Origin of the sequence: Rhizobium sp. GR12 (assembly GCF_036596185.1) — a bacterium.
Lineage (GTDB): Bacteria > Pseudomonadota > Alphaproteobacteria > Rhizobiales > Rhizobiaceae > Agrobacterium > Agrobacterium nepotum.
On sequence record NZ_JASXTH010000023.1, the window covers coordinates 24,616 to 44,711 of the forward strand.

Annotated in this window: 22 protein-coding genes; 9 read left to right on the plus strand and 13 right to left on the minus strand. The window is 60.1% G+C overall.

Going from position 1 to position 20,096, the window contains the following annotated elements:
• Positions 1 to 38: 38 nt before the first annotated feature.
• From QSK43_RS26020 to QSK43_RS26030, 3 genes are all read right to left on the minus strand, one after another.
• Positions 39 to 818, minus strand: a complete 780-nt coding sequence (locus tag QSK43_RS26020) for a VOC family protein (RefSeq protein WP_332305890.1) — start codon at positions 816 to 818, stop codon at positions 39 to 41.
• A 91-nt stretch (positions 819 to 909) separates the two neighbouring features.
• Complete coding sequence (locus QSK43_RS26025; RefSeq protein WP_045024220.1) at positions 910 to 1,398, minus strand: DUF1579 domain-containing protein; 489 nt, start codon at positions 1,396 to 1,398, stop codon at positions 910 to 912.
• A gap of 24 nt (positions 1,399 to 1,422) precedes the next feature.
• Positions 1,423 to 2,151, minus strand: coding sequence for a DUF899 domain-containing protein (locus tag QSK43_RS26030; protein WP_045024179.1), 729 nt, complete (start codon positions 2,149 to 2,151; stop codon positions 1,423 to 1,425).
• Between the two features lie 150 nt (positions 2,152 to 2,301).
• Between QSK43_RS26030 and QSK43_RS26035 the strand changes: the two genes are divergently transcribed.
• Positions 2,302 to 2,748, plus strand: coding sequence for a MarR family winged helix-turn-helix transcriptional regulator (locus tag QSK43_RS26035; protein WP_045024181.1), 447 nt, complete (start codon positions 2,302 to 2,304; stop codon positions 2,746 to 2,748).
• Between the two features lie 99 nt (positions 2,749 to 2,847).
• Positions 2,848 to 3,270, plus strand: coding sequence for a YciI family protein (locus tag QSK43_RS26040; protein WP_045024184.1), 423 nt, complete (start codon positions 2,848 to 2,850; stop codon positions 3,268 to 3,270).
• Positions 3,271 to 3,377: 107 nt separating this feature from the next.
• Here QSK43_RS26040 and QSK43_RS26045 read toward each other — a convergent pair whose 3' ends face one another.
• Complete coding sequence (locus tag QSK43_RS26045) at positions 3,378 to 3,557, minus strand: hypothetical protein (protein ID WP_332305891.1); 180 nt, start codon at positions 3,555 to 3,557, stop codon at positions 3,378 to 3,380.
• 98 nt (positions 3,558 to 3,655) lie between these two features.
• On the opposite strand from QSK43_RS26045, the gene QSK43_RS26050 reads away from it, so the two are divergent.
• Entirely contained in the window at positions 3,656 to 5,170 is a 1,515-nt protein-coding gene (locus QSK43_RS26050) for an ABC-F family ATP-binding cassette domain-containing protein (RefSeq protein ID WP_332305892.1), read from the plus strand.
• Positions 5,171 to 5,202: 32 nt separating this feature from the next.
• On the opposite strand, the gene QSK43_RS26055 is transcribed toward QSK43_RS26050, so the two are convergent.
• From QSK43_RS26055 to QSK43_RS26065, 3 genes are all read right to left on the minus strand, one after another.
• Positions 5,203 to 5,964, minus strand: coding sequence for an RES family NAD+ phosphorylase (locus QSK43_RS26055; RefSeq protein ID WP_332305893.1), 762 nt, complete (start codon positions 5,962 to 5,964; stop codon positions 5,203 to 5,205).
• On the minus strand, positions 5,924 to 6,307 hold the full coding sequence (locus QSK43_RS26060; protein WP_332305894.1) for an MbcA/ParS/Xre antitoxin family protein: 384 nt from the start codon (positions 6,305 to 6,307) through the stop codon (positions 5,924 to 5,926). Before QSK43_RS26060 ends, QSK43_RS26055 begins: the two co-directional genes overlap by 41 nt.
• Positions 6,308 to 6,564: 257 nt before the next feature.
• On the minus strand, positions 6,565 to 6,987 hold the full coding sequence (locus tag QSK43_RS26065) for an organic hydroperoxide resistance protein (RefSeq protein WP_332305895.1): 423 nt from the start codon (positions 6,985 to 6,987) through the stop codon (positions 6,565 to 6,567).
• Between the two features lie 193 nt (positions 6,988 to 7,180).
• Between QSK43_RS26065 and QSK43_RS26070 the strand changes: the two genes are divergently transcribed.
• The gene (locus QSK43_RS26070; RefSeq protein ID WP_332305896.1) at positions 7,181 to 7,639 is read left to right on the plus strand and encodes a MarR family winged helix-turn-helix transcriptional regulator; all 459 of its coding nucleotides are present in this window, start codon (positions 7,181 to 7,183) and stop codon (positions 7,637 to 7,639) included.
• A 53-nt stretch (positions 7,640 to 7,692) separates the two neighbouring features.
• Here QSK43_RS26070 and QSK43_RS26075 read toward each other — a convergent pair whose 3' ends face one another.
• Both QSK43_RS26075 and QSK43_RS26080 read right to left on the minus strand, forming a co-directional pair.
• Positions 7,693 to 8,418 carry a L,D-transpeptidase gene (locus QSK43_RS26075; protein WP_332305897.1) on the minus strand — a complete coding sequence of 242 codons (726 nt, stop codon included), beginning with the start codon at positions 8,416 to 8,418 and terminating at the stop codon, positions 7,693 to 7,695.
• A 159-nt stretch (positions 8,419 to 8,577) separates the two neighbouring features.
• Positions 8,578 to 9,486 (minus strand): L,D-transpeptidase, encoded by a 909-nt coding sequence (locus tag QSK43_RS26080; RefSeq protein ID WP_332305898.1) that lies wholly within the window; start codon positions 9,484 to 9,486, stop codon positions 8,578 to 8,580.
• 167 nt (positions 9,487 to 9,653) lie between these two features.
• Here QSK43_RS26080 and QSK43_RS26085 point away from each other — a divergent pair, with 167 nt between their 5' ends.
• Positions 9,654 to 12,344: a heavy metal translocating P-type ATPase gene (locus QSK43_RS26085; protein ID WP_332305899.1), complete on the plus strand. Its 2,691-nt coding sequence runs from the start codon at positions 9,654 to 9,656 to the stop codon at positions 12,342 to 12,344.
• Positions 12,345 to 12,388: 44 nt separating this feature from the next.
• On the opposite strand, the gene QSK43_RS26090 is transcribed toward QSK43_RS26085, so the two are convergent.
• From QSK43_RS26090 to QSK43_RS26100, 3 genes are all read right to left on the minus strand, one after another.
• Complete coding sequence (locus tag QSK43_RS26090) at positions 12,389 to 13,354, minus strand: alpha/beta hydrolase family protein (protein WP_332305900.1); 966 nt, start codon at positions 13,352 to 13,354, stop codon at positions 12,389 to 12,391.
• A 130-nt stretch (positions 13,355 to 13,484) separates the two neighbouring features.
• The gene (locus QSK43_RS26095; RefSeq protein ID WP_332305901.1) at positions 13,485 to 15,110 is read right to left on the minus strand and encodes a cisplatin damage response ATP-dependent DNA ligase; all 1,626 of its coding nucleotides are present in this window, start codon (positions 15,108 to 15,110) and stop codon (positions 13,485 to 13,487) included.
• Between the two features lies 1 nt (position 15,111).
• Positions 15,112 to 16,128, minus strand: coding sequence for a ligase-associated DNA damage response exonuclease (locus QSK43_RS26100; RefSeq protein WP_332305902.1), 1,017 nt, complete (start codon positions 16,126 to 16,128; stop codon positions 15,112 to 15,114).
• A gap of 250 nt (positions 16,129 to 16,378) precedes the next feature.
• Between QSK43_RS26100 and QSK43_RS26105 the strand changes: the two genes are divergently transcribed.
• Complete coding sequence (locus tag QSK43_RS26105) at positions 16,379 to 16,678, plus strand: type II toxin-antitoxin system RelE/ParE family toxin (RefSeq protein ID WP_045024201.1); 300 nt, start codon at positions 16,379 to 16,381, stop codon at positions 16,676 to 16,678.
• Entirely contained in the window at positions 16,675 to 16,974 is a 300-nt protein-coding gene (locus QSK43_RS26110; RefSeq protein WP_332305903.1) for an addiction module antidote protein, read from the plus strand. Before QSK43_RS26105 ends, QSK43_RS26110 begins: the two co-directional genes overlap by 4 nt.
• Before the next feature lie 44 nt (positions 16,975 to 17,018).
• On the opposite strand, the gene QSK43_RS26115 is transcribed toward QSK43_RS26110, so the two are convergent.
• Entirely contained in the window at positions 17,019 to 18,551 is a 1,533-nt protein-coding gene (locus tag QSK43_RS26115; RefSeq protein WP_045024203.1) for an MDR family MFS transporter, read from the minus strand.
• A 144-nt stretch (positions 18,552 to 18,695) separates the two neighbouring features.
• Between QSK43_RS26115 and QSK43_RS26120 the strand changes: the two genes are divergently transcribed.
• Together QSK43_RS26120 and QSK43_RS26125 are read left to right on the plus strand one after the other, a co-directional pair.
• Complete coding sequence (locus QSK43_RS26120) at positions 18,696 to 19,211, plus strand: MarR family winged helix-turn-helix transcriptional regulator (RefSeq protein ID WP_045024231.1); 516 nt, start codon at positions 18,696 to 18,698, stop codon at positions 19,209 to 19,211.
• Between the two features lie 81 nt (positions 19,212 to 19,292).
• Positions 19,293 to 19,952 carry a glutathione S-transferase family protein gene (locus QSK43_RS26125; protein ID WP_045024205.1) on the plus strand — a complete coding sequence of 220 codons (660 nt, stop codon included), beginning with the start codon at positions 19,293 to 19,295 and terminating at the stop codon, positions 19,950 to 19,952.
• Positions 19,953 to 20,096: the final 144 nt, after the last annotated feature.

Sequence of the window (20,096 nt, forward strand, 5' to 3'; positions counted from 1 at the left end):
AGCGGCCTCCGGCAGATCGGTATGTCAGAAGAAGAAGGTTACTTCTTTAGCGAGACCAGCGAGAAGTAGGCGCCCTGCGGGTCCTGGCAATTAACGATCCAGCTTCCGCCGGGAACTTCCATCGGACCGTTGACGACCTTGCCGCCACCGGTGCTGATGCGGGTGATGGCGTCATCGATGCCGTCGACATTGAAATAATAACCCCAATGGCAGACGGGGATCTGCGGCATACGTTTCATCATGCCGCCGATGGCTTTGCCATTATGGGCGAAGATGCGATACGGACCCATTTCGCCCATGTCGAAATCATGGTCCTTGGTCCAGCCGAACACCTCGCCGTAAAAAGCGGCCGCCTCATCGACATTGTCGGTGAAGAGTTCGTGCCAGCCGACATGGCCCTGCTTGTTCTGGGCATCCTCGGGGAAGCCGCCGGTTTCCATCGGCTGCGGCGTCATGATGCAGATAACCGCACCGAAAGGATCCGCCACCACGGCGAAACGGCCGATCTCGGGAATATCCTGCGGCGGACGCATGACGGAGCCGCCCTTTTCTGCGAAAAGTTTTGCTGTGGCATCCACATCGTCGACATCGACATAGCCGGTCCAGTTCGGCGGAATGCCCTGGCCCTTGTGCTCTTCGGTCAGTTCCATGATACCGCCCATGCCTTTGCCATCGGCCTCAAGCACCAGATAAGGCATTTCCGGCGAACCGAAATCCTTGGTCTGCCAGCCGACGACATGGCCATAAAAGCGGGCGGCCGCCTCCATGTCAGGTGTCATCAGTTCGACCCATATGAATTTTCCGTGTGTATCGGACATTTTCTCTCTCCGGAGTAATGGCGTGGGTTTTCTGGCGATCGGCCGCCGCAGGACGCGGCGGCGCGTTATTCGGCGTGGTTCCGGCGGGGCATCAGGCCTTGCGCTGGAACTCCGATGTCATGAAGGTCTTGAAGGTGCCGTCCGGCTGCCGGACGCTGCCGGAAAAGCTGCGGTTGTTATCGTCATGCAGCACCAGCACATCGTGATAGGTATCGATGCGGCCGGAACCGTCGAAGGCCGGTCCTTCCGCCTCAAGCGTCAGGGTCTTGCCGTCATCTTCCAGCCAGCCCTTGTAGACCCAGAGATTGGTCATCATCGATCCCACCCAGGTGCCGACGAAATTTCCCTTGGCCGGGTCGAAACCCACCGTGATGACGGCCGTCATCTCCGTGCCATCAGGCATCTTGCCGCTGCCATGCCCGATGATCCACAGCCCGCCAATGGAACTGACAGTCTCGGTGAACCGCTGGGCGGGATCGTCGGGATCGTAACCGTCATGGCCGGTACTGGAGGTCATGACCCAGTCGCCGACGATCCTTGACAGGAACTCGTGCTCTTTCTGTGGCTTGGCATTCTCCATTTTCGTCTCCTCCTCGTCCATGGTTCAGTGGCAGCAGGCTGCTGCCTTCGGCGCGTCCTCATACTGGTCGTGCCGGCGCACCCAATCCATTACACCCTCTTCATTACGGCCTTTTGGCACCAGATCGAGTAGCATCAGCGTGCCAAGCGTTTGTTCCGCGCCGCGGGCGTAAGTGGAATAGGTGTGGTAGATCTTGCCGTCCTCACCCTTGGCAAACACACTGATACCGTGCAGATCCTTCAGGTCGCCATAGGGCTCCATTTCGCGGTAGTTGTAAGTGATCGCGCGGTTGGCCATATCGTCGTCCCGAAACGAGGCCTGATAATCATAATTGAAATCAGTACCTTCCGCCGAAACCCAGGGGAATTTCCACCCCATGCGCCGCTTGTAGCTTTCGATCTTTTCAAGCGGCGCGCGCGAAACTGCCGCGAAACTCGCATCGCCATGCTTGAGGTGAATGAGCGCGCCATCGACATGATCCGCGAAAAAGGAACAGCCGGTGCAGCCCTCCTCCCAGTCGGGCGCCAGCATGAAGTGATAGACGATGAGCTGGCTGCAATCGCCGAACAGTTCCTTCAGCGATTTCGGGCCGGAAGGCGCATCGAAAATATAATCCTTCGTCACCTCTTCCCAAGGCAATGCGCGCCGCGCGTCGTTCAGCCTGTCGCGGGCGCGGGTCAGTTCCTTTTCCTTCACCAGCAGATCGCGGCGGGCCGCAAGCCACTCCTCATTCGAAACGACGGGATGAGACATGATCTTTCCTCCTTGGATCCGTCTTTCACCATGGCGCCGCTCCGCTCAAGCGGTGGGCGCCGCATATTTTCGCATTGAAAGCCAAGGAAACCATCAGCAAGGTGACAAGTTCCGCTTGACTATTTAGGTTGATATCAACATATTTATACCATGTCAAACACCAGCGTGATTCCTTTTTCGACAACTCTTTTCGTGCGGGACGCCTGTCTCTGCCTGCATGCGCAACGCGCTGCCCGGGCTTTGGCGCGGCTGTTCGACAATGCGCTGAAGCCTGTCGGCATCAATAATGGCCAGTTTTCACTGCTGATGTCGCTCAACCGGCCGGAGCCGCCGCCGATGGGACCGGTCGCCAATCTTCTCGCCATGGACCGTACGACGCTGACGGCAGCGCTGAAACCGCTGGAACGGCGCGGACTGGTCAGCATCGAACAGGACCCCAAGGACAAGCGCGGCAAGCGCCTGCGGCTGACGGCGGAAGGCATGGCCGTGCTCGCCGCCGGCTTTCCCATCTGGCAGCAGACCCATGCCGAAATAGAGGGCCGCATCGGCAGCGGCGACCCCGACCGGCTGCGCCGCGACCTTATCGATCTCGGCTGACCGGATGACGGCATAGCGCCACTTTTGTCGACAAGAATGTCATCTGGCCGTCGTGCCGGGGAGCGAAACTACGGAAAACGCGATCAAGGAGGAAAGATCATGCGTGCAATCGTTTTTGTAAAAGCCACCAAGAGCAGTGAAGATGGCGTCATGCCCACGACCGAACTCATGGAGGCAATGGGGAAATTCAACGAGGAGCTGGTCAATGCCGGCATCATGCAATCCGGTGACGGCCTGCACCCCTCCTCCAAGGGCAAGAGGGTCATTTTCGACGGCGACAGCCGCACCGTCGTCGATGGCCCCTTCCCGCACACCAACGAGCTGGTTGCCGGCTTCTGGCTCTGGAATGTGAAGGACATGGACGAGGCCGTGGAATGGGTGAAACGTTGCCCCAACCCGATGCTGGAGCGCAGTGAAATCGAAATTCGCCCGATGTTCGAAATGGAAGATTTCGGCGATGCGGTGACACCTGAAATCGCCGAACATGTGGAAAAACTGCGCGAGCGTGTGGCGAAGCAATAAGGTCGCAGAGGTTAAGGGCTGGATTGAAACGGGAGGGTGTGGCTTGCCGCATTCTCCGGCATAAGCCCCCCTGCTGCAAAAGCCATTGCCTCGAACAGCCACCGCTGTTAATTGTCGAGTGGTTCAACCCGTATCAAGAAAGGAGGCTTCGCATGGATATTTCCTGCTTCTGGCGCAATCGTCAGCTCTGCCACCTTTTTGCCCTGCAGACGCGTTTGCAGGGCTGACCGGAACACCAAAACTCTGGTTTGCCCAAAAGGCCGCGCAGGATGCAGCTTGTCTGCCATTGCGCATGTTTTCACGACGGATCACCGCGAACCGAAACCCCGTACTGCATATTGCAGACCACGGTTCGTTACGGGTCCGTTTTGCCAGAGACAATTTTATGACCCTTATCACGCTTCGAAACCTCGGAATCATTCTGGGCAAGCCGCTTTTTTCCAATCTCAACCTCACCGTGAATGCCGGGGACCGCATCGGCATCGTCGCTGCGAATGGCCACGGCAAATCTACCCTGCTCAATTGCCTTACCGGAGACCTGGACGCCACCAGTGGCGATCTCACCCGGCTGCGCGGGCTGACGCAGTCCATCGTCCACCAGCATCTGCCCTCCCCGCTTATGGAGCAGACAATGCGGGACGCCGTGCTTTCCGCCCTACCTGCGGACACGATCGACAGCGAGAGCTGGCGCGCCGATATTATTTTCGACGCGATGCTGGTGCCGGAACCCTATCGTCAGCGCCGTCTGAAAGAGCTGAGCGGTGGCTGGCAGAGGCTTGCCATGCTGGCGCGGGCATGGATCACCGAGCCGGATATCCTCCTGCTCGATGAGCCGACCAACCATCTCGACCTCGAAAAAATCAACGTGCTGGAAAGCTGGCTCACGCAATTGCCGCGCGATACTGCGGTCGTCATCGTCAGCCACGACCGCGCCTTTCTCGACAATGTCACGAAAACCACGCTGTTCCTGCGGCCGGAAAATTCAGCGTTGTTCCGGCTGCCCTACGGCCACGCGCGGCTAGCACTCGAAGAGGAGGATGCGGCCGATGAGCGGCGTTTCCAGCGCGACATGAAAACCGCGCAGCAATTGCGCCGGCAGGCCGCGAAGCTCAACAATATCGGCATCAATTCCGGCAGCGATCTTCTGACCGTCAAGACCAAGCAATTGCGCCAGCGTGCCGAGAAACTGGAGGAGAATGCGCGGCCGGCCCATAGCGAGCGATCCGCCGGCAAAATCCAGCTCGCCAATCGCGGCACCCATGCCAAGGTTCTGGTCACTCTGGAAGATGTGCCTGTCTCGACACCGGACGGGACATTCTTGTTTCGCACCGGCCGTCATTTTGTCCGCCAGGGCGACCGCATCGTCATTCTTGGCCGCAATGGTGTCGGCAAAACGCGGCTGATCTCGCTTCTGAAGGCAGCGGTGACGGGTGCGGGCCAAATACAGGACGGCATAAAGGCCACGCCTTCGCTGGTGGCCGGATATGTCGATCAGTCACTGGCCGAAATCGATGACAACAGCACGCCGATGACGCTACTGACACGCCGTTTCGACATTGGCGACCAGCGCATGCACGGTCTGCTCGCGGGCGCCGGGATCGACATGGAAATGCAGAAACGCCGCATCGCCACGCTTTCCGGCGGGCAGAAGGCGCGGCTTGCCATGCTGGCGCTGCGGCTGGCGGAACCGAACTTCTACCTGCTGGACGAACCCACCAACCATCTTGATATAGACGGGCAGGAAGCGCTGGAGGCGGAAATCATCAGCCGTGAGGCCAGTTGCGTGCTCGTCTCGCATGACAGGAGTTTCGTGCGGGCGGTGGGAACCCGTTTCTGGCTGATCGACAGGCGCAAGCTGGTGGAAGTCGACGATCCCGAAGCGTTTTTCGCCTCGGCATGATGCCTTTTAAAAACGCCCGCCAGCCCAGCAGGTCAACCCAGCAGGCTGGCGAGGCGTGGATCGCCGGCGAAATCCGAGATCGCAAACCCCGTTCTGCGCATCGGAAATTCGCAGAGTGCCTGCACCCCGGTTTTCGACAGGCGGATGCGCCAGCTCATCCGTTCCACCGGCATTTTTTCGGCAAAGGCCTTTGGCGACAGGATGGCGATGTTGAGGCCACCTGCGGGATCGCGCACCGAGCGATAGAGAATGGCCTCAACCTTTGCCAGGCACGCCTGTTCGGCCAGCGCCTGACATGGCTCGTAATTTTGCAGATCGGTCCACAAGGCTTCGTCCCGGCTCAGTTCCGGTTTCGTCAGGTCCAGCGCCGCATCCGTCGAGATACGGGCGGCGAAGGCGGAATAATCGGCGGGATTGGCGGGCAGCGGCGTGCCGGGGGATTCTGCATAAAACAACAGCCGGTAGAAGGCCATTTCGGCGAGTGCGGTTTCCACCTTCGCGGCGGCGTAATAGACGCCCTCGGTAAAACCCGCCCGGCGGAAACGCGAACCATGCGGATAGGCAGCGCCATAACGGAAGGGCGTGGCGAGAAGATAGTCAAACCCGGCGCATTCCGGCGGAAACGGCCGCTTGCTCGCCTCCAGAATATCTTCCAGCAGCGATTGCTCCTCCACCGTATCCACCAGTTTCATGGTGGAAACCTGATGCTGCGCTTCCACCAGCCGCCAGTATTTTCCCGATGCGGCGCGTTTTTCAGACAGGAGCGCGTCGGGCGTCCAGATAGGAGAGGACATCGATCAATCCGGTAATGGTGGTTAGCCTCTCGGCAGGCATGGCGTTGAGCGCCGTATTGTGATTGCGCAGCCAGTTTTTGGCCACCGCCTCATCGCCGCCGGCGATTGCATCCAGCGAGCGGAAAACCCGGATCAGCAGCACCGCAAGCTCGAATGACTTAGCGCCCGGTTCCAGCAGGAAATCGAGCCGCTTCATGCGCGACACCGTAGGGGCGGAAACGCCGAGAATATCCGCCGTGCGGGCAGCATTCAGGCCCAGCCGCTCGGCAGCGGTCATAACGGCCTTGGTGACGACCCTGCCCTGCGCCGCAGGATCACTGGCGGTCTTGGCATGAAGATTCATGGCGCGCATCCTTTCCCTGGAAAGAATATAGCATATTTCTTTCTATAAACAAGAAGGCCGGGATGAACCCGGCCTGAGAGTGATGACAAAATCCTGAAAGCTTTCTTCCGTCATGCTCGGGCCTGTCCCGAGCATCTGCAACGTCTTGATTTTATGCGACGTGATTGGATCCTTGGGACAAGCCCAAAGATGACGTCGAGTGTGAGGGCAACTTTGTCATCACCCCCAAGGCCGAAATAAACTTGGCCCCGCTTTTATCAAGCCACCGAGACCGGGACTTCCGTTGAGGTGCGCATGGCGTGGCTATAGGGGCAGACGATGTGAGCGGCAGCAACCAGCTTTTCGGCGACTTCGCGCTCGATGCCCGGAAGATTGGCCTTCAGCGATACTTCGATGCCGAAACCGCCGCCGTCTTCGCGCGGGCCGATACCGACGGTCGCCGTCACAGTCGTGTCTTCAGGAATCTTTACCTTTTCCTTGCCTGCGACGAATTTCAGCGCGCCCAGGAAGCAGGCGGAATAACCGGCTGCGAAAAGCTGCTCCGGATTGGTGCCAACGGCGCCATCGCCGCCCAGTTCCTTCGGAACGGTCAGCGTAACGTCGAGAACGCCGTCCTCGGACTTGGCGTGGCCGGCGCGGCCACCGGTGGCGGATGCTTTGGTCGTGTAGAGAATAGGCATGGCATTTACTCCCTTCGGGTTGGTGATGGGCTTCTTATAACGCGCAATTCAATTGTGCGCAATATAATTTTGCGCATTGAATAAAAAATTGTTTTTTGCGATAATTTCACGAAATTTCGCCGCGCATCCATGCGGCAGGAACCGAAAGGCAGGGCTGATTGTTCCCTTCCCGGTTGATTTTTGGAGCAAAACAATGGGCGCAGAGGGCGACAACACCAAATTGGAAAGCCTGTTGAGGCTGGACCAGCAGATATGCTTTGCCCTGTATGGCGCAGCACACGCCTTCACGCGCGCCTACAAGCCGCTGCTGGACCCGATCGGCCTGACCTATCCACAATATCTGGTCATGATGGCGCTATGGGAAAAGGAAACCGCCACCGTCAAGGCGCTCGGCGAAATGCTGGGCCTTGATTCCGGCACGCTCTCTCCCCTGCTCAAAAGGCTCGAACATGCCGGACTGATCACCCGCAAGCGCGGCACCGTGGACGAGCGGCAGGTGCTGGTGACTGTGACGCCGAAGGGCGCAGAACTCAAAAAAGAGGGCGTGAAGATCATGGCGGCAATCGGCGACGCCACCGGCTGCGGGCTGGAGGAACTGGTGCAGCTGCGAGACCAGGTGAATGCGCTGAAGGATAATATCACCCGGCCGTAGTTCCAAAAAAAAGGCGGCACGAGGCCGCCTTTTTCATCCGAATGGGCTCTGGCTTACTGCCACACCACCACACGCGCCTTCTGCGGCACGCGGTCGTAGAGGTCGATGACGTCCTGGTTCATCAGGCGCACGCAGCCGGAAGAGACGGCCTTGCCGATGGAGTTCCATTCCGGCGAGCCGTGCAGGCGGTAAAGCGTGTCCTTGCCGTTCTGGAAGATATAGAGGGCGCGCGCGCCGAGCGGGTTTTTGAGGCCCGGCGGCATGCCGCCATTCTTGGAGGAATATTTGACCAGTTCCGGCTGGCGGGCGACCATTTCGTCCGGCGGGGTCCATTTCGGCCATTTCTGACGCCACTGGATGACGCCTTCGCCCGACCAGGCGAAACCATCGCGGCCGATGCCGACGCCGTAACGCATGGCGCTGCCGCCCTGCTCCACGACATAAAGGAAGCGCGAGCGCGTATCCACGACGACGGTGCCGGGGCGTTCGCCGGTCGGATCGACTACGCGCTGACGATAATAACGCCGGTCGATCTTCTGGTAGGGGATTGCCGGAATGACGTAACCGCCATCCTCGACCGAACCGTACATGACGGCCAGTTCCGCATCGCTGACACCAGACGAAAACATCTGGCGGAAATCGCTGCCGATGCTGCTCGCCTGCTGGCGAATGGCTTCGCCTGTGCCGGAAGAAGCGCAACCCGCCAGCAACGAAGCGGAGGAAACACCCAGAAGGGAAAGGAAAGTGCGTCTGGAAAGATCTGTGTCGGTGCTTGTCATAAGGCCGGATTGTCCCACATTTCGAACGGCTAAATCGCCGCTGTACATCGTTTGTTCCACGTGCACAGGCGTATTGCGAAAATAGTTAACCGACCGCTAAAAGCCAGTCACAAGACGCTGGAGGAACGACGCTGTACAGCGCTTTCTTTTAGAAAGTGGTCAGATAACCACAATCTGCGCGCCTTGCGGCACCCGCTCGTATAGGTCGATTACATCCTGATTGAGCATGCGTACGCAACCGGACGAGGTCGCCTTGCCGACGGACTGCCAGTCCGGCGTTCCGTGCACGCGGTAAAGCGTGTCCTTGCCATCCTTGAAAATATAAAGCGCACGCGCACCAAGTGGATTGTTGAGACCCGGCGTCATGCCACCATTGGCAGCGGAGATGGAGGTGAGTTCCGGCTGGCGCTTGACCATTTCGTCCGGCGGTGTCCAGCGTGGCCATTTCGCCTTCCACTGGATCTTGCCGCGACCCGACCAGGCATAACCATCACGCCCGAGGCCGACGCCGTAACGGATCGCCTTGCCGCCCGACTGCACGAGATAGAGGAAATGTTGCTTGGTATCCACAATGATGGTGCCCGGCGCTTCCGCCGTCTGGTAACTCACCTCTTGCCTCAGATAACGCGGATCGATGCGACCATAGGGAATGGCTGGCAGGGAACGGTCGTCGTCGCGGATCGGGCCATACATGACCCGATGCAGCGGATTGGAGACCGGCAGGCCATAGGTCATTGTCCGGTCCGGCGCCAGCGGCGCACTTTGGCTCGATGCCCTCGGCGCGTTCAGGCCCTGTCCGCGTACTGGCGGGCCATACTCCTGATGGAAGCGGGTTCTGAACAGGTCCGGCGGCCGTGTCGAAAGCTGGCCCGGCTGCGGCGGCAGTTCCGGCGGGCGATTGGAGCTTACGGAATTGAAATTGAAGACCGGTGCCGTTTCCTGCACGAAGACATCCGGGTTCATCCGGCTCGTATCCGTCACGAAAAGGCAGCCGCTCAGCAAAGGCAGCAGCGTAAGGCCCGCCAGAGAGGCCGCCCGGCGGCAGTTTTTCAATAGGAGTGCTGTCATCTGAACCGCTTCATGAAACCAAGTTTGACGGCATGATGCATGGCGCGGCTGGCGCGAGGCTGGTGTGTGCCTTTCAAAAAAAATCGGACAGGCGCATTTTTGCTCTTGAACCTCTAGTTGCTAGAGGTGCCAGATTGGCTGTCGAGTGGAATTCAGGAGCGGAAATCATGAATATTTCGACACGCGGCAGTTTGAACGGGGAATCAGGAGACCTGACCTTTACGGTCGGCGGCATGGACTGCGGCAGCTGTGCGGCAAAGATCGAAACCGCGCTTTCGCGCCTGCCCGGCGTTGCCGACGTCAAGGTGTCCGTTGCCCGCGAAAGACTGAACCTGTCGCTGGCCGAAAACAAAACCTCGGTCGAAAAAATCGAGGACACGCTGCGCAAGCTCGGCTTCAAACCCGCTCTGCTGCCGCAGGACAAGGCTCCCCGCGAAAAGGTCGCGGTGGAACATCACGATCATGGACATGACCACGACCATTCATCGTGCGGCGGCCACCACCATGCGGAAGCCGCACCGAGTATTGAGCAGAACAATGCCCTGACCTTTTCGGTTGGCGGCATGGATTGCGGCAGCTGCGCGGCGAAGATCGAAACCGCGCTTTCGCGTCTGCCCGGCGTTGCCGACGTCAAGGTGTCCGTTGCACGAGAGAGACTGAACCTGTCGCTCGCTGAGAGCAAAACACCGGTCGAAAAAATCGAGGACACGCTGCGCAAACTCGGCTTCAAACCCGCTTTGCTGCCGCAGGAAAAGGCTGCACGCGGAAAGGTGGAAGATGATCATGACCACGGATCGTGCGGCGGCCATGATCACGACCACGATCACTCGGGGCACGACCACGCCGGACATGACCATTCGGATCATGAACACGACCACGCAAATTGCGGCGGCCACGACCATGACCACGCGAAGCATTCGCATGACCATACGCAGACGGCACCGGTAGCCGAGAGCACTGAGGTCGGGCACGCCCATGGCGCGGATGAAAAAGGCGCATGGTGGCGCACCGCAAAGGCCCGCAACACCTTCACCGGTACTCTTCTTGTAGCCGTCGCCTATGCGGCGGAACTCAGTTTCCCCTCATGGGGCAGCTACGCCTTCATCGTCGCAACGCTGGTCACGCTGTTCCCCATCGCGCGGAATGCCTTCAATGCCGCGCGTTTCGGCGCGATCTTCACTATCGAAATGCTGATGACGATTGCCGCCCTCGGCGCGATCTTCATCGGCGAGGCGGAAGAAGCCGCCATCGTCGTGCTGCTCTTCTCCGTTGGCGAGTTGCTGGAAGGCTTTGCGGCCGCGCGTGCGCGTTCGGGCATCAAGGCCCTCGGCTCCCTGCTGCCGAAAACGGCACTGGTGGAGGAGAGCGGCGCGCTTCGGCAGATCGCCGCCGATCAGGTGCGCATCGGCCAGGTGGTCGTGGCGCGGCCGGGCGACCGCATCGCCGCCGATGGCGTGGTGATGGAAGGCGCATCCAGCGTCGACGAATCGCCGATGACCGGCGAGAGCATTCCGGTCGCCAAGGAAAAGGGCGCACGCGTCTTTGCGGGTTCGATCAACCATGACGGTTCGCTGCGCATCCGGGTCGACCGCGCGCCGGAAGACAACACCATTGCCCGCATCATCACGCTGGTTGAGGAAGCGCAGGATGCCCGCGCACCGACCGAGCGCTTCATCCAGAACTTCTCGCGTTACTATATGCCGCTGATCGTCGCGATTTCCGCGCTCACCATCGTCGTGCCGCCGCTTGTCGGCCTTGGCGACTGGGACACCTGGATTTATCGCGGTCTGGCGCTGCTGCTGATCGGTTGCCCCTGCGCGCTCGTCATTTCCGTTCCCGCTGCCATCGCCTCCAGCCTTTCTGCTGCGGCGCGCCACGGCATGTTGGTGAAGGGCGGCGCGGTTATCGAGATGCTGGCGCGCACCGAAACCGTCGCCTTCGACAAAACAGGCACGCTGACGCTCGGCGAACCTGTCGTCACGGATGTGGTGGCGCTTGACGGCAACGAGGCCGGACTGATCGCGCAAGCTGCGACCATCGAGAACGAATCCAGCCATCCGCTTGCCAGAGCCATCGTCAACCATGCCAACAAGGCTGGCGTAAAACCCCTGTCCGGTTCGGAGATCAAGGCGATTTCCGGTCGCGGCATGCAGGGCATCGTCGGCGGCAAGCGCCTGTTCATCGGCGCGCCGCGCTTTGCAACCGAGGTCGGCACCCTCTCCACAGAACTTGCAGAGCGCATTTCCGCACTGGAAAGCGAAGGCAAGACCGTGGCCGTCGTCATGGCCGAGGGTGCGGCAAGCGGCCTCTTCGCCATGCGCGACGAACCGCGCAAGGATGCAGCAGAAGGCATCAAGGCACTGAAGGACATGGGTATCTCCTCGCTGATGCTGTCGGGCGACAATGCCCGCACGGCAAAGGCCATCGGTGCCAAGCTCGGGCTTGAAGCGCGCGGCGAACTCTTGCCGCAGAACAAGGTCGAGGAAATCCGCAAGCTGGCCGAAAAGAAGACCGTGGTGATGGTGGGCGACGGCATCAACGATGCGCCAGCCCTTGCCGCCGCCAGCGTCGGCGTCGCCATCGGCTCCGGCACGGATGTGGCGATGGAAGCGGCGGATGCGGCGCTGATGCGCAACAATGTCGGCGACGCGGCCCGCCTCATCGGCCTTTCGCGCGCCACCATGCGCAATATCCGCCAGAACGTGACGATCGCACTCGGCCTGAAGGCGGTGTTTCTGGTAACGACCGTCACCGGCCTTTCCGGCCTGTGGCTCGCCGTCTTCGCCGATACCGGCGCGACGGTTCTCGTCACCGCCAATGCCATGCGGCTGCTCGGTTACTTCAAGAAGAGCGCCTGATTTAAGAAAGGGGCCGAAAGCTGCTGGAGCGGCTTTCGGCCCCTTTATGTGAATTGATTGAAAAAGCGGATGCTTTCCGCCACAGCGCCCGGGACCACGCCATTGTGGGTGCCGGGCAGCAGTTTTTTGCCGACCTTGAACCCCGAGGAAAAAGCGCGATCGACGAAAAGCTGGTGATCGGCATCGAACGGACGCTCCTCCGTGCCGCGCAGCAACAGCGCCGGGCATTTGAGGCTGGGGCCGAAACAGACCGAGGAGCGCATGATGAATTCCCGCTCGTCGGTTTCGTCGAAACAAAGTTCGTCCGAATAGCGGTTGAAATAACGCCATGAATTGACGCCTGCCGAGATCGGCGCGGCGGCGCGGAACTTGCGGCTCATGGCGGCCAGAAGCGTCAGCGTGCCGCCATTGGAGTGGCCGGCGATGAAGAACCGCTTTTTGTCGATGCCGGGCAGGTTTTCCAGATAGGTCGCCGCCGCCAGCGCATCCGATGTTTCGTCGTAGAAACCGGAATAATTGCCGTTCTGACCATTCTCCCCCCGGAAGGACGGAAGAAGCACCACGAAACCCGCCTCCCAATAGGGCCTCATCATCGCCCAATGGCCGTCGCCGGTGGCGTTGCCGCCGTGCAGGAAAAGCACTGCGGGTTTCAGTACCGTCGAGGGCTGATAATGGGAAAGCCAGGCCACAAGCTCGATGGAGCCATCCGGCCCGCCGCGATAGGTCACCCGTTCCGCACCGGGCGGTGTGCCGAGCGGCGATGATTTTTCCGGGGCGGCCATTTTGCGCAGCAGATGGGTGTGGAAACGTTTGCGCGCCTCGCCATAATCCTGCCTTTCCAGCGGCAGAACCTCGGGCGCGGCAATGCCCGCTCTCGCGCCCGGCGGCAAAAGTGCCGCCGCTGACAGGCCCACGGCACCGGCAAGAAGGTTACGCCGCGTCAGGCTCCTTGAGGTCACGCCGCTCTCTTCCTGTCCGAAGGTTGAGGAGAGAAAGCGTTTGTCTGGCATATGCGCACCTGAGCAATCAAAACATTAGAAGCAGTTCAGCACTGCGGCGGGATACTGTCCAGTCACGGATTCGCGAATGACAACAATGTATTCGCAGGCATCGTGGCAATTTCTGGACGGAAGCACCCTGCTACCCTTCCACACCGTCGATCATCGCGATCAGCGTCGACAGGCGATCCGCCTCTGCCGGCAACTTGTCGGCCCTGAGCCGCGCAATGCGCGGAAACCGCATGGCGACGCCGGATTTGTGGCGGGTGGAGCGGTTGATGCCCTCGAAGGCCACCTCCAGCACGAAACCGAAATCGGGCGTGGCGCGCACCGCCCGCACGGGGCCGAAGCGTTCCACGGTGTTGTCGCGCACGAACTTGTCCAGCACTTCCAGCTCCGCATCGGTAAAACCGAAATAGGCCTTTCCAACAGGAACCAGCTGTTCGCCATCCTCACCTTCCGCCCAGACGCCAAAGGTGAAATCGGAATAATAGCTTGAGCGTTTGCCATGGCCGCGCTGCGCATACATCATCACGGCGTCGATATTGTAGGGATCGCGTTTCCACTTGAACCACGGCCCCTTGGCGCGCCCGGCCTGATAGGCGCTGTCGCGGCGCTTGATCATCACGCCTTCGATCACCGGATCTGGCGGCGTGGCACGCAGCTTGTCGAGTTCCGTCCAGCTTGAAAAGCCGATAAGCGGCGACAGGTCGAAGCGGTCATGCGGGGCGCGTTCGATGATATCCGATAGCCGGCCGCGGCGTTGCAGATAAGTTTGCGCACGAATATCGCTCTCGCCATCGAACAGCAGGTCGTAGGCGCGGATGAAGGCCGGATAATCGTCCAGCATCTTGGCCGTCACCGTCTTGCGGTTCAGCCGTTGCTGCAGGTCGGAAAAGGTGCGGGTGAGATTGTTGGAGCGCGCCGTGCCGCCGATCAGCAATTCGCCGTCCATCACGCCTTCGAAATCGATGGCATCAAGCACATCGGGAAAGGCACCGGAAATATCGTCGCCGGAGCGGGAATAGAGTTTGCGCGTATCCCCCGCCCGCGACAATTGTACGCGAATACCGTCCCACTTCCACTCCGCCGCATAGTCGGCCGGGTCCAATGCATCGAGATCGCCATCGGCAACGGGCGTCGCCAGCATCACCGAATGGAAGATGGCGGGTGTCGCCAGTACCGGACGATCGGACTTGCCCTCCAGCCAGGCGAACAGCGGCGTATAGGGCGGTGTCAGCCCGTGCCACAGGGTTTCGATCTCGGTGATGTCCTTACCGGCGAAATCCGCCAGCGCCTGACGCGCGAGCCGCGCCGAAATGCCGATGCGCAGGCTGCCGGTGGCGAGTTTGAGGAAGGCGAAACGCGAGGAGGTATCGAGCCGGTCAAGCAGATCGCGCACCGCGCTGCGCACCTCGGTGCGGCCGAGCGAATTCATCAGCGTTACCACTTCGCCGAGACGCGGGTCCTGCGCTTGCATATCATCCGCGCCGCCGATATTGCCCCAGACCAGCGAGATCGTTTCGGCAAGATCGCCCACATAATCGTAGGAATAGCGGAACAGCACCTCATCCATCCGCTCCAGCACCAGTTCGCGCAGCATGGCGGGTTTGACGCTTTTGAGGTCCAGCGCGCCGGCAATGGCCGCCAGCCCGTAACCACGGTCTGGATCGGGCGTATCTCGGAAATAATCGGTCAAAAGCTTCAGCTTGCCGTTGCGCGATGGGGTGAGGACAAGGCGGTCGAGAAGGGTGGCGAAGGCTTTCATCTCAATCCCCTTCATCCTCGTAACCGACAAGATGAAGGGGCTTTGCGGCAATGCCCTGCAACTCGCACCAGCGCACCAGCGCCTCTTCGCGCCCATGCGTGACCCAGACAGCTTGCGGCCCGATTTCCTTGACGGTTTCCAGCAGTTCCGGCCAGTCGCAATGATCTGATATGACCAGCGGCAGTTCCACGCCGCCCTGTTTCGCCCTTTGCCGCACCATCATCCAGCCGGACGCGAAGGCGATCAGCGGCTCGTTGAAGCGCCGCGCCCAGCGTTCCTGAAAGGCCGAGGGCGGGCCGACGACGATGGCGCCCTTGAAGGTGGCGGGATCGCTTTTTTCGAGCGTTGCAGGCCTGAGATCACCGAGATCGATGCCCTGTGAGACGTAATAATCACAAAGCCGGGCCAGCGCGCCGTGAATGTAGATCGGCTCGGCATAACCATTGTCGCGCAAGAGCCGGATGACGCGCTGCGCCTTGCCGAGCGAATAGGCTCCGACCAGATGGGTGCGCTCGGGAAACTGCTTGATGGAGGTGAGCAGCTTGCCGATTTCCACACGCGGCAGCGGATGGTGAAAGACCGGCAGCGCGAAGGTGGCTTCGGTGATGAAGACGTCGCAGGGCACCGTCTCGAAAGGTGTGCAGGTTGGATCGATGCCGCGCTTGTAATCGCCGGAGGCGACGATGCGCATGCCGTTCATTTCCACGGAGATCTGCGCCGAACCCAGCACATGGCCCGCCGGGTGGAAACCGACGGTCACGCCGTTCACCTCCACCGTCTCGCCGAATGCGACCGCCTGCTCGCCACCGCAGAAATCCTCGCCATAGCGGATGCGCATGATATCGAGCGTCTGGCGGGTGGCTAGCACGGACCCGTGGCCGGCACGGGCGTGATCGGAATGGCCGTGGGTTATCAGCGCGCGCGCCACCGGGCGCACGGGATCGATATAAAAGTCGCCAGGCGGGCAATAGAGGCCCTTCGGCGTGGAATTCAAAAGCTGTTCCGGCTTCATATTCATTGAGATAAGGCCGCCCGCGCGAATGTAAAGTGCTGTGAGCATAACGCGGAACGAGCGCTAAATTTCCAGGGCTGGTGTTTTTGTTGCGCCCTCACCTCTCCGTCATTCCGGCGTTGCACCGGCGGTCGTGTGTCACAGTCCCGGTATAGAGATCGAGGGGGGAACTCCTGCGCACGATCCGTTCGCTTATTTCAGAGGGAAATCATGTTTTTTGCGATTGCAAAACGTATCCAGCTGGATACATATTGTTGTGAATAGTTTCGAGAGATCAGCAGAGTTCGACGAATGGCTGAAGACTTTGAAGGATCGCACCGGAAAGGTACGGATCCTTCACCGTCTTACGGCGGCCGAGCACGGGAATTTCGGCGATTCCGAGCCGGTAGGTGGCGGCGTTTCAGAAATGCGCATCCACTACGGCCCGGGTTATTGGGTCTATTTCACCCGCATTGGCAAAAAAGTTTATTTTCTTCTGATCGGCGGGGACAAATCTTCCCATAAGCGGGACATAAAGCTTGCAATCGACATGGCACAAACAATCGGAAAGAAATGACCATGACGGAATTCAGCAAATTTGATGTGTCAGACTACCTCGACAGCGATGAAACCATGATCGAATATCTGGCCGTCGCGATGGAAGATGAAAACCCCGATGTCTTCATTGCCGCCCTTGGCGCAGTCGCCAAGGCTCGCGGAATGTCGCACATCGCGGATGTTTCGGGTCTGGGTCGAGAAAGCCTCTACAAGGCCCTCAAGCCGGGTTCGAAGCTTCGCTACGAAACCGTGCAGAAAGTCGTGCATGCGCTGGGCTTCCGCTTGGCCGTCGAAAAATCGTTGAATGCCGCGTAAGGCTGGCATTCCGGATTTTCTTGTCCAAGCAAAAGTCCCCGCCCTCACTCTCCCGCGCTCTCCGCCGGCTTCGCCGCCTGCACTGCAGCCGGCAAACGCACCGGTTTCAGCATCAATGCTGCGGCAAGGCCGATGGCGGCCGTTGCGGCGGCTGCGAAGAACAGCGGCGTGAAGGCATCCGAATATAGGGCTGCAACCGCTGTCTGGGAGGCTGCGGGCAGTTCGGACAGCATCTTCGGCGTCAAGTCCTCAATCCTGCCGACGCCGGGAATGTTGGCGGATAGGCCCTTGAGACTGGAGGTGATGATCGCGCCATAGACCGAGATGGCGATTGCGGCACCGCCCATGCGGGTCAGCGTCACCGCGCCGCTGGCAGCACCGATATCCGCCTTCGGTGCGGAATTCTGTACGCCGATGATCGGCGCCTGCTGGCCGAGGCCGACGGCGAAACCCTGTACCAGCATCAGCACGCCGATCACCACCAGCGGCGTTCCGGCATGGACCTGCGTGAAACAAAGCATGGCGAGAACATTGATCGTCAGCCCCGCCACCGAAAACGGCTTGTAGACGCCGGTGATCGAGATCAGCCGCCCGGCCGATAGCGACCCCATGACGATGCCGCCGGTGACCGCGATGAAGAAAAGCCCGGCATGGGAGGGGGAAAGGCCGGTCGTCGTTTGCAGGAACAGGGCATAATAATTGACCATGCCGATGCCGATGCCGCCGCTGGTCAGCGAAACGATCATCAACAGCGGAAAGGTGCTGTCCTTGAACAGCCTCAGCGGCACCACGGGTTCCGGCGCGCGGCGTTCCACCTGCACCCAGAGGAAGGCGGCGATGACGGCGAAAGCGATAATGCCGAGGCTGGGACCCGCGATAAGCGACCCGAACAATTGGCTGCTATCGGCCCAGAAGACCACGCTTGCAATCGTTGCTGCCAGCAGCACCGCGCCGAGATAATCGATCTTCGGCTGGCGTGCGGGACGGCGATAGGGCAGCAGGAAAACCAGGCCGGTGATGACGATAAGCCCGAGCGGCAGGTTGATGAGGAAGATCGAGCGCCAGCCGAACAGATCGCTCATCGTGCCGCCAAGGATCGGTCCGACACTGCCGGACGCCATGATGGCGAGACTGGAATAGCTCTGGTAGCGGGCTCTTTCACGCGGTTCGAACAGATCCGCATTGACGGAGAAGATGGAGACCATGATGCCGCCGCCGCCAAGGCCCTGAAGTACGCGGGCCGCGATCAGGCTATCCATCGACCAGGCCAGCCCGCAGGCGAGCGAACCGACCGTGAAGATGATGACCGCCGCGATCATCACGTATTTTCGCCCGAACAGGTCTCCGAGCTTGCCATAAACCGGCATGACCGCGCTGGTTGCCAGAAGATAGGCCGAGCCGATCCAGCCGAAACGCTCCAGCGCGCCGAACTCGCCGACGATGGTGGGAAGTGCTGTCGATACGATCTGGTTGTCGAGCGTCGCCATGAACATGGCCAGCATCAGAAACAGAAAGACGATGAGCCTGCGCCGATGATCCGACACAAGCGGCGCCACGGGGGCAGCGGACATATCCATGAAAAAAATCTCGTAGGGTTTCGGCGGTTTTGCCGGGACAATTTGTGTGCTATTAGCATATATATGTCAATAGCAAGTTTTTGACATATGCGCTAATAGCGCTAGATGTGATCGCAAAATTGGCAAGGAAAGGAGCGGTTGAGCGTGGCGACTGAGGAAGACTGGAACGAGGATCTGCCCGAAGACATAAAGCGTATCGGCAATACGATGACGCGCATGCGCATCATGATCGGACGGCGCATGATCGGCCGCATGGCGCTTGCCAAGGTGGCTCCGGGTCTCGAACTCTCCCATATCGACGTTCTTGATATATTGCGCCGCGCGGAAGGCGATGTAACCGTTGGCGCGATTGCCGAGGGCATGCGCATCGACCCCTCGCGCGGCAGCCGGGTGGTGGCGGATATGGTCGGGCGCGGTCTGCTCAAACGCGGCGTCTCGCAGGAGGATGCCCGCCGCAGCATCGTCGAGATCACCCCGCTTGGCACCAGCCTGCTGCAAGAGATGCGCCGGACCAAGATGAGCGTCATCAAGGATGTGATGGATGGCTGGCCGGCGGAGGATGTCGAGACATTCGCACGCCTTTTCGAACGGTTCATCGACCGTTTCGAGCACCGGCTCTCCCCGGACGCAGACTTCCTGACGGATCAGAAAAAATCATAGCTGGCCCCGCCGTCCGCAACTTCACTTTAAATGGACGAGACCTTAACGTGCCGCCAGCGAAAAGATAAAAGGGTGACTTCGATGTTGACGATTTACGGTGTCTATCGTTCCCGCGCCACGCGCACGCTCTGGCTTGCGGGGGAACTGGGCATGGAATTCAAGCATGTGCCTGTCGTGCAGGCCCGCCGCCTTGCCGATCCCCTGGCCACGGACGCGCCGCTCAACACGCTGTCCCCTGCCTTCCTCGCCATCAACCCGATGGGCACCATTCCCTGCATCGAGGATGACGGTATGGTGCTTTACGAATCCATGGCCATCAATCTCTATCTCGCCCGCAAATATGGCGGGCCGCTTGCCCCGGTCGATCTGAAGGAAGATGCGGCGATGCTGCAATGGTCCTTCTTCGCCGCAACCGAAGTTGAAATCAATTCGCTGAAGATTTCCTCCGCCGTCGCCGAAGGGCTGTCGGAAGGCGATACCGGCAGGGCGGTGATCGATGTCGCCGCGCGCCTGCTCAGGCGCCCCTTCCGGGTGCTGGAACAGCATCTTTCCAGCCACGATTATCTGGTGGGTGACCGTTTTACCGTCGCCGATCTCAACGCGGCGGAAATCGTGCGTTACGCGCAGGGCCATCAGCCGCTGTTTGACGCCCATCCGGCGCTTAAAGCCTGGCTGGAGCGCTGCCAGGCCCGCACGGCCTTCAAGTCCATGTGGGATAGCCGCACAGCCGAGGCGGCGTGAGCGAAGGAGATAGATGGGGATAGTTGGCAGACCTCTCTCCGCACTCGACGTCATCCTCGGGACAAGCCCACTACTGTCCGGTTTAAATCGGCTCCCAGTTGAACTGCATCTGGCGGAGGTCTTTTGTTGTTTCGGGCGGTGGTT

Bases quoted from the DNA above. Each gene is read 5' to 3' on its own strand.
- QSK43_RS26020 (WP_332305890.1), bottom strand. From the start codon at position 818: ATGTCCGATACACACGGAAAATTCATATGGGTCGAACTGATGACACCT.
- QSK43_RS26025 (WP_045024220.1), bottom strand. From the start codon at position 1,398: ATGGAGAATGCCAAGCCACAGAAAGAGCACGAGTTCCTGTCAAGGATC.
- QSK43_RS26030 (WP_045024179.1), bottom strand. From the start codon at position 2,151: ATGTCTCATCCCGTCGTTTCGAATGAGGAGTGGCTTGCGGCCCGCCGC.
- QSK43_RS26035 (WP_045024181.1), top strand. From the start codon at position 2,302: ATGTCAAACACCAGCGTGATTCCTTTTTCGACAACTCTTTTCGTGCGG.
- QSK43_RS26040 (WP_045024184.1), top strand. From the start codon at position 2,848: ATGCGTGCAATCGTTTTTGTAAAAGCCACCAAGAGCAGTGAAGATGGC.
- QSK43_RS26045 (WP_332305891.1), bottom strand. From the start codon at position 3,557: ATGGCAGACAAGCTGCATCCTGCGCGGCCTTTTGGGCAAACCAGAGTT.
- QSK43_RS26050 (WP_332305892.1), top strand. From the start codon at position 3,656: ATGACCCTTATCACGCTTCGAAACCTCGGAATCATTCTGGGCAAGCCG.
- QSK43_RS26055 (WP_332305893.1), bottom strand. From the start codon at position 5,964: ATGTCCTCTCCTATCTGGACGCCCGACGCGCTCCTGTCTGAAAAACGC.
- QSK43_RS26060 (WP_332305894.1), bottom strand. From the start codon at position 6,307: ATGAATCTTCATGCCAAGACCGCCAGTGATCCTGCGGCGCAGGGCAGG.
- QSK43_RS26065 (WP_332305895.1), bottom strand. From the start codon at position 6,987: ATGCCTATTCTCTACACGACCAAAGCATCCGCCACCGGTGGCCGCGCC.
- QSK43_RS26070 (WP_332305896.1), top strand. From the start codon at position 7,181: ATGGGCGCAGAGGGCGACAACACCAAATTGGAAAGCCTGTTGAGGCTG.
- QSK43_RS26075 (WP_332305897.1), bottom strand. From the start codon at position 8,418: ATGACAAGCACCGACACAGATCTTTCCAGACGCACTTTCCTTTCCCTT.
- QSK43_RS26080 (WP_332305898.1), bottom strand. From the start codon at position 9,486: ATGACAGCACTCCTATTGAAAAACTGCCGCCGGGCGGCCTCTCTGGCG.
- QSK43_RS26085 (WP_332305899.1), top strand. From the start codon at position 9,654: ATGAATATTTCGACACGCGGCAGTTTGAACGGGGAATCAGGAGACCTG.
- QSK43_RS26090 (WP_332305900.1), bottom strand. From the start codon at position 13,354: ATGCCAGACAAACGCTTTCTCTCCTCAACCTTCGGACAGGAAGAGAGC.
- QSK43_RS26095 (WP_332305901.1), bottom strand. From the start codon at position 15,110: ATGAAAGCCTTCGCCACCCTTCTCGACCGCCTTGTCCTCACCCCATCG.
- QSK43_RS26100 (WP_332305902.1), bottom strand. From the start codon at position 16,128: ATGAATATGAAGCCGGAACAGCTTTTGAATTCCACGCCGAAGGGCCTC.
- QSK43_RS26110 (WP_332305903.1), top strand. From the start codon at position 16,675: ATGACCATGACGGAATTCAGCAAATTTGATGTGTCAGACTACCTCGAC.
- QSK43_RS26115 (WP_045024203.1), bottom strand. From the start codon at position 18,551: ATGGATATGTCCGCTGCCCCCGTGGCGCCGCTTGTGTCGGATCATCGG.
- QSK43_RS26125 (WP_045024205.1), top strand. From the start codon at position 19,293: ATGTTGACGATTTACGGTGTCTATCGTTCCCGCGCCACGCGCACGCTC.